At 65.3% G+C, this 8,115-nt stretch carries 2 protein-coding genes and 1 pseudogene; 2 read left to right on the top strand and 1 reads right to left on the bottom strand.

Annotation, left to right across the window (positions count from 1 at the left end):
- Together F0Q45_RS22580 and F0Q45_RS22575 are read left to right on the top strand one after the other, a co-directional pair.
- Window positions 1–4,690: type I polyketide synthase (locus tag F0Q45_RS22580; protein WP_149656036.1), on the top strand; the 4,690-nt coding region annotated here is incomplete at its 5' end.
- A complete protein-coding gene (locus tag F0Q45_RS22575; protein WP_149656035.1) occupies window positions 4,687–7,326 on the top strand; it encodes a sugar epimerase family protein in 2,640 nt (879 codons plus the stop codon). The genes F0Q45_RS22580 and F0Q45_RS22575, both read left to right, overlap by 4 nt.
- A gap of 194 nt (window positions 7,327–7,520) precedes the next feature.
- Here the strand turns inward: F0Q45_RS22575 and F0Q45_RS28720 are convergent.
- Window positions 7,521–8,115, bottom strand: a pseudogene (locus F0Q45_RS28720) (IS110 family transposase); the annotation flags it as partial.

The raw sequence follows: 8,115 nt of genomic DNA, 5'->3' as shown, positions 1-8,115 counted from the left end.
AATGGGATTGCACGCCGGATACCCGGTGTTCGCCGAGGCGTTCAACGCCGTCGTTGGCGAACTGGACCGACACTTGCTGCGCCCGCTACGCGAAGTCATCTGGGGGCACGACGAAAGTCTGCTCAACACAACAGAGTTCGCCCAGCCAGCGCTATTCGCGGTAGAAGTCGCGTTGTATCGGCTGCTGGAGTCCTGGGGAGTGCGGCCGGACTTCGTGATGGGTCATTCAGTCGGTGAGTTGTCCGCGGCACATGTAGCCGGCGTCTTGACACTGGAGAACGCTGCCGTGCTGGTCGCCGCACGAGGCCGGCTCATGCAGGCTCTGCCGCCCGGCGGAGCGATGATCGCGGTGGCGGCCACCGAAGCAGAAGTGGCGCCGCTACTGGGCGCCGAAGTCAGCGTCGCCGCCGTCAATGGCCCAGCCTCCGTGGTGATTTCCGGCGCCGAGGACGCGGTACTCGCGGTCGCTGATCAGCTGCGCGCTGACGGCCGTCGGGTGCATCGACTGGCCGTCTCGCACGCGTTCCACTCGCCGCTTATGGACCCGATGATCGACGAATTCGGATCGGTAGCCAGCGGTCTCACGATCGGACAAGCTACGGTCCCAATCATCTCCAACCTAACCGGACAGCGGGCCGGCGACGACTTCGGCTCGCCCGCCTACTGGAAGCATCACGTCCGGGAGGCGGTCCGGTTCGCCGACAGCGTCCGATTTGCCCAATCATCGGGTGCCACCAGGTTTATCGAGGTTGGCCCAGGCAGCGGCCTTACCGCGTCGATCGCAGAATCACTACCGGATTCGGCCGTCCTGGCGATCTCCGCGCTGCGCAAGGATCGCCCCGAGCCGGTGACGTTGGTCAGCGCCGTGGCCCAAGCCTTCGTGGCCGGCGTCAGCGTGAACTGGCGCGCTGTGGTGGGGCGGGCGAACTTCGTCGAGTTGCCGACGTACGCCTTTGAGCGGCGACGGTTCTGGCTGTCTGGTGACGGAGCTGCGGCCGACGCCGCCGGGCTCGGATTAGCGGCCAGTGAGCATGCCTTGCTGGGCGCGGTGGTGGAGTTGCCGACATCGGGCGGCGTAGTGCTGACCGGGCGATTGTCGTTGAGCACGCAGGGCTGGTTGGCCGATCACGCCGTTGGCGGCGCAGTGATCTTCCCGGGAGCGGGCTTCATCGAGTTGGTGATTCGAGCCGGTGACGAAGTGGGCTGCACAGTGGTCGATGAGCTGACCCTCGCAGCACCGCTGGTGCTACCGGCCGGCGCCTCGGTCTCAGTTCAGGTAGTCGTGGGCGGTCCCGACGACTCCGGCGCGCGCAGCGTGTCGGTGTACTCACGCGCTGCGGCCGGCGCCGGCTGGCTGTTGCACGCCGAGGGCATGCTCAGTGCCGGATCTTTGCAGCCGACAGCCGATTTGGCGGCGTGGCCGCCTGTGGGCGCGGTACCGGTGGAAGTCGGTGACGGGTACCAACAATTGGCCGAACGTGGGTACGGTTACGGCCCGGCGTTCCGCGGACTCAACGCGATGTGGCGTCGCGGTGATGAGGTGTTCGCCGAGGTCGCCTTACCCACCGATGCCGGGGTGTCGGTTGCCGGCTTCGGCGTCCACCCGGTGCTATTGGATGCGGCGTTACATGCGGTGATCCTCTCTGCCAGCAAGGCTTTCGAAATTCCCGACGGCTCGGTCCTGGTCCCGTTCTCCTGGCAAGGGGTGTCGCTGCATGCCGCCGGAGCGTCGGCGGTTCGAGCGCGGATCGCGCCGGTGGGTCGATCGTCGGTATCGATCGAATTGGCGGACGGGCTGGGTCTGCCGGTGTTGTCGATAGCGTCAATGGTGGCGCGGCCCGTGACCGATCAGCAGTTACGGGCGGCGGTGTCCGGATCAGGTCCGGACCGGCTGTTCCAGGTGGACTGGACCGCACAGCCAGCAGCCGTATTGGAGCCAGTACCGATAAAAATCTGGGAGACGGGGGAATTGAACACTTCCGTCTCGGCGGTGGTGTTCGAATCGGCACCGGCGGTGGGTGACGTCGTGGCCGATGTCTACTCGGCGACCAGCGCGATGCTCGAGGTGTTGCAGTCGTGGCTGGCTCGTGATGGCGCAGGCGTACTCGTTGTGACGACGCGGGGCGCAGTGGCGTTACCCGGCGAAGACGTCACTGACCTGGCGGGCGCCGCGGTATGGGGATTGGTGCGGTCGGCGCAGACCGAGCATCCGGGACGCATCGTCCTGGCTGATATCGATGCGGCATTGGACGAAGCTGCGTTAGCTGCGGTGCTGGCCGTCGGCGAGCCACAGGTCTTGTGGCGCGGCGGCCAGGTGCACACCGCGCGCGTACATGGCAGCCGAGCGGTCGGCGCTCTGTTGGTACCCCCGAATGATGGTCCGTGGCAGCTGGGCATGAGCGCGGCGGGCACATTTGAAAATCTGCGGCTGGAGCCGATTCCGGATGCTGACGCGCCGCTGCAGGCAGGCTGTGTCCGGGTGGCATTGTCAGCCGTTGCCGCCAATTTCCGGGACGTAATGATCGCGCTGGGTCTCTATCCCGACCCAGACGCCGTGATGGGTGTCGAGGCGTCCGGCGTCGTCGTCGAAATCACCTCAGCAGAGGAATGCTTCGCGGTTGGCGACCGTGTCATGGGCTTGTTCCCGGAAGGAACCGGGACGATCGCCACCACCGACCGCAGGTTGCTGGTCACGGTACCGGCGGGATGGTCGCACACCGCCGCGGCCACCACATCGGTGGTGTTCGCCACCGCCTATTACGCGCTGCGCGATCTGGCGTCCGTCCAACCGGGGCAGCGCATATTGGTGCACGCGGCAACTGGTGGTGTGGGCATGGCGGCGGTGCAGCTGGCCCGGCATTGGGGTCTCGAGGTGTTCGCCACCGCCAGCAAGGGCAAATGGGACACCTTGCGGGCCATGGGCTTTGACGACGACCACATCTCCGATTCGCGCAGCCTGGAATTCGAGGACAAGTTCCGGGCCGGCTCCGGTGAGCACGGCATGGATATCGTTCTGGACTCGCTGGCCGGTGACTTCGTGGACGCCTCACTGCGTCTGGTCGCCCCCGGTGGAGTGTTCTTAGAGATGGGCAAGACCGACATCCGCGAACCAGGATTGATCGCGCAGCAGCACCCGGGTGTGCGCTACCGTGCCTTCGATCTCTTCGAGGCGGGCCCGGACCGCATTCAGCAGATTCTCGCCGAGCTGGCCGCATTGTTCGGCGACGAGGTGCTACGGCCTTTGCCGGTCACTACGTTTGATGTGCGGCGCGCGCCGGCGGCGTTGCGCTACCTGAGCCAGGCGCGGCACGTCGGCAAGGTCGTGATGACCATGCCGGATGCCTGGGCGGCAGGCACGGTGCTGATCACCGGTGGCACCGGTATGGCAGGTTCGACGTTGGCGCGCCACGTCGTGACTCGCCATGGGGTGCGTCAGTTGGTCTTGGTCAGTCGGCGCGGTCCGGATGCGCCGGGGGCAGCGGAATTGGTAGCCGAGTTGGCGGCCGCTGGCGCGCAGGCACAGGTGGTGGCATGCGATGCGGCCGATCGGGCTGCGCTGGCAAAGGTGATCGCCGATATTCCGGTGCAGCATCCATTGTCGGCCGTGATCCACACCGCGGGCGCACTCGATGACGCGGTGGTGACCTCGCTGACTCCTGAGCGGATGGAAACGGTGCTGCGGGCTAAAGTGGACGCGGCCTGGAATCTGCACGAGTTGACCTGCGAGCTGGATGTGTCCGCCTTCGTGATGTTTTCGTCGATGGCCGGGCTGGTGGGATCGTCGGGTCAAGGCAACTATTCGGCCGCCAACTCGTTCTTGGATGCCCTGGCCGTACACCGGCGGGCCCACGGCCTGCCGGCGAGCTCGTTGGGTTGGGGTCTGTGGGATCAAGCCAGCACCATGACCGGAGGGTTGGCGACCGTCGACTTCAAGCGGTTCGCCCGCGACGGCATCGTGGCGATGTCCGCCGACGAGGCCTTGGGATTGCTCGACACCGCCATGATTATCGACGAACCATTTATGTTGCCGGCCCACATCGACTTCGCCGCGTTGCGGGTCAAGTTCGATAGCGGCACCCTGCCGCCGATGTTCGTCGACCTGATCAACGCGCCAACGCGGCGCCAAGTCGACGACTCATTGGCTGCTGCGAAGTCGAAATCTGCTCTGCTGCAAAGACTCGAAGGCCTGCACGAAGATGAGCAGCGCGCCGTCTTATTGGACCTGGTGCGGTCTAACATCGCGACGGTGCTGGGAAGCTCAAGCCCAGAGGCGATCGTTCCGGACCGCGCGTTCCAAGAGCTGGGCTTTGATTCGCTCACCGCGGTCGAAATGCGCAACAGGCTCAAATCGGCAACCGGCCTAGCGCTTTCACCTACGCTTATCTTCGACTACCCCAACTCCGCTGCGCTCGCTGGTTACATGCACCGCGAACTGCTCGGCTCCTCGCCACCGGATGCCCCGGCTGCCGCGCCCGGGGAAGCCGAACTGCAGGCCGTGGTGGCGTCAATTCCGATCAAGCGCCTTCGACAGGCAGGAGTGCTGGACCTGTTGCTGGCGTTGGCGCAGGAGACCGGCGGGAACGGTGAAGCGCCATCACCGGCGCAGGCCACTGAGAAAACCATCGCGGACATGGACCTCGACGATCTGGTCAACGCGGCGTTCATGGACGACGACGAGGAGACTCAGTGAAAGTCGCGGTCACCGGGGCCAGCGGAGTACTAGGCCGCGGCCTCGTCGCCAGACTGCTCAGCCAAGGCCACGAGGTTACCGGTATTGCCCGTCATCGTCCCAAAAGTTGGCCGGCTGCAGCTGAATTCGTCGCTACCGATATCCGAGACCCGGCCGCGGTCGGTCGCGCGATACAGGGAGCAGACGGCGTCGCGCACTGCGCGTGGGCCAGCAGCGCTGGACCCGACCGGCGCATTAGCCAGCAGGTCAACCTCGACGGTACCCGCAACGTTCTGCAGGCGATGAACAAGTCCGGCACAGGTCGCATCATCTTCACCAGCTCCGCCCATGTTTACGGTCCGGGCGCCACGGCTTTCGAAAGCGACCGCACAGCACCGACTTCCGCCGAGGGGGTGCATAAAGCCCACGTCGAGCAGATGCTAGCCGACTCTGGCGCACGGTGGGTTGCCATCCGCTCTGCGCTCATCGTGGGCCGCTACGTCGACAACTGGGCGCTTCGGCTGTTGACGCTGCCGGTGTTTCCGAACGGATCAGCCGATTCCGTCGTGCAAGTGGTCCACGTTGACGATGTGCTTCGGGTGCTAGCCCGCGCAGTGTTGGGTACCGACAGCGGTGCCGTGAATTTGGCCGCCCCGGGTGAACTGACGCTGCATCAGATCGCCGCCGCGCTCGGGCGGCCACTTCTGCCGGTTGCCACCAGCGTCCGACGCCACGTTTCATCCTTTGCCGAATTTGAACTGGTGCAAGGTATCCCGGTGATGGACACTACTCGGCTGCACGACGAGTGGCAGTTCCATCCCGCGTGGACCGCCGAGGAATCCCTAGCGGACTTCTCTTTGGCTGTGCGTGGTCGGGTTTCCCTGGGCAGAAAGGTGATAGCGCTGCCCTGGCGGCTGGCCACCATTCAGGATCTTCCGGCCGTCGATGCCCCAGCCGAGGATGGGGTGATCCCCAGATTGTCTGGTCCTGAAGGTGTTAACGGTGAGTTTGACACACCTATTGACCCGCGCTTCCCGACGTTTCTGGCCACCAATTTGTCTGAGGCACTGCCCGGTCCGTTCTCTCCTTCGTCGGCGTCGGTCACGGTGCGGGGTCTACGCGCCGGCGGCGTTGGGATTGCCGAGCGGCTGCGACCGGGTGGGGTAATCCAGCGCGAAATCGCAATGCGGACCGTTGCGGTATTCGCCCACCGGCTCTATGGCGCCATCACCTCGGCCCACTTCATGGCCGAGACGGTGCCATTCGCCAAGCCGTCGATGATCGTCAGTAACAGCGGGTTTTTCGGACCCAGCATGGCGTCGTTGCCCATCTTTGGCGAGCAACGCCCGTCGGAGTCACGGCGCGCCCACCGGCTGGTGCGCACCCTGCGTAATATCGGGGTTTTCGGGGTCAATCTGGTTGGGTTGAGCGCCGGGTCGCCGCTCGACACTAACGACTACCTCGAGGACGTCGATCGCCTGGAGTATTTGAGCCGCGAGGTTTCCAGGCTCGACGATCGGCGGCTGTTGAGCCTGATCTTGCTGGCGCGCGACCACGTGGTGCATGGCTGGGTGCTGGCTTCTGGGTCGTTCATGTTGTGTGCAGCGCTCAACGTGTTGTTGCGCGGCTTGTCCGGACACGACGCCGCGCCAGCGGTCGGGCCGCAATTGGTCAGCGCGCGATCTGTGGAAGCTGTGCGGCGCCTGGTGCTCGCCGCTCGGAGTGACCCGGCGGTGCTGCGCGTACTGGACGAGCCGGGGGAGCGTCTCGGTAAACTCGCCGTGGCAGCTCCAGAGTTTTACGCCGCTGTGCTGCAGGAGATTTCGTTGATCGGGCACCGCGGGCCGGCCGAGGTCGAGATGCTGTCGACCAGTTACGCCGACAACCCAGAGTTACTGGTCCGAATGGTGACGAAGGCATTGAGCGCGCCAAGCACGCCTCAGCCGGAGCGGCCAGCAATTCCATGGCGGGCCAAGCCTATTGCGCTTTTGGCGGCGCGGCAGCTGCGCGACCGCGAAGTCCGCCGCGACAAGATGGTTCGCGCGATTTGGGTGCTGCGCGGTCTGCTGCGCGAGCATGGGAACCGGCTGGTTGAGGCTGGTGTCCTCGATAACCCGGACGACGTGTTTTACCTGTTGGTCGACGAACTCGATGCGCTGCCTGCTGAGGCTGCCGCGCTGGCGGCCCGGCGTCGAGCCGAACAACGCCGGCTGAGCGCCGTCGTGCCGCCGACCGTGTTCAGCGGGAGTTGGGAGCCGTCAACGGGTTCGTCGGCAGCCCTTATGGCCGGGGAGACATTGCGTGGCGTTGGTGTCTGCGGTGGCCGAGTGCGCGGCCGAGTCCGGATCGTCCGGCCGGAGACCATCGATGACCTCCAACCTGGTGAGATCTTGGTCGCGGAGGTCACCGACGTCGGCTATACGGCGGCCTTCTGCTACGCGGCGGCCGTGGTGACCGAGCTGGGCGGCCCCATGTCGCACGCTGCCGTGGTGGCTCGCGAGTTCGGTTTCCCCTGCGTAGTTGACGTTCAGAACGCTACGTCGTTCCTACCCTCGGGAGCGCTCATCGAGGTCGACGGGGCGACTGGCGAGATTCATGTGCTCGAGCTCGCGACCGGTGGCGATGAGGCGATTCCGGCGAGTAATCGCGGTCACTGAAATCACCTGTTTCCCCGGCGCTACGAGCGCCTTGCGGGCATGGTTTCGGTGCCACCCGATGTTGGCGCACAACTCGTTTCTGCCAACGTCAACCCCATCCATCCGGCGTACGCGCGCATTCTAATGACGCAACGAATCACCCTTTCGCGCGCATTCCTGATGAGTCAACTTGATGCTCCTATCTGTGCTAAAGGTCAAGCGGCGTGGGTGAGCTGGGTGCCGAGCCATTGGCGGTAGTTGGTGGCGAGGGTGTCGTCGCGTTTGAGGCCGCGTTCGACTCGGGAGATGTCGTTGGGCCAGACGCCGAAGTGTGCTGCAGCGGTGGTCAGGGTGATGTTTTTGGCTTGTCGTGTGGGGCGTAGGTGTGTGTAGTTGTCGATCGGGCAGGGGCGGTGAGATGTTTGTACATCTCGCGGGCGATGGCTCGTTTGAGTAGACGCAGGACGTCTTTTTTGGAGCGGCCGGCGGCGAGTTGGCGGGCGACGTAGTCGCCAGTGTGTGGATCGTGGGACCAGCGGACTAGTGCGATGCGGTGCGGCGCGTTGTTGGCGGCACGGTCCCCGCCGCGGGAGAGCCGGTGGCGGGTGGTTTTGCCGGAGGAGGCCGGGGATCGGGGCGACGCCGGCGAGCATGGCGAACGCCGCCTCTGAGCGCATTCGGTGGGTGTTGGTGCCGGCGGTGATGGGCAGCTGTGCGGCGGTGTCGGGTCCGAGACCGTAGGCGGCGCGCAGGGCGGGGTTGAGCGCGGTGGTCAGGGTGTCGATCTGGGTGGTCAGCTCCTCGGGTGGA

Origin of the sequence: Mycobacterium simiae (genome assembly GCF_008370645.1) — a bacterium.
Lineage (GTDB): Bacteria > Actinomycetota > Actinomycetes > Mycobacteriales > Mycobacteriaceae > Mycobacterium > Mycobacterium simiae_A.
This window is presented reverse-complemented; position numbering and strand designations above follow the sequence as displayed.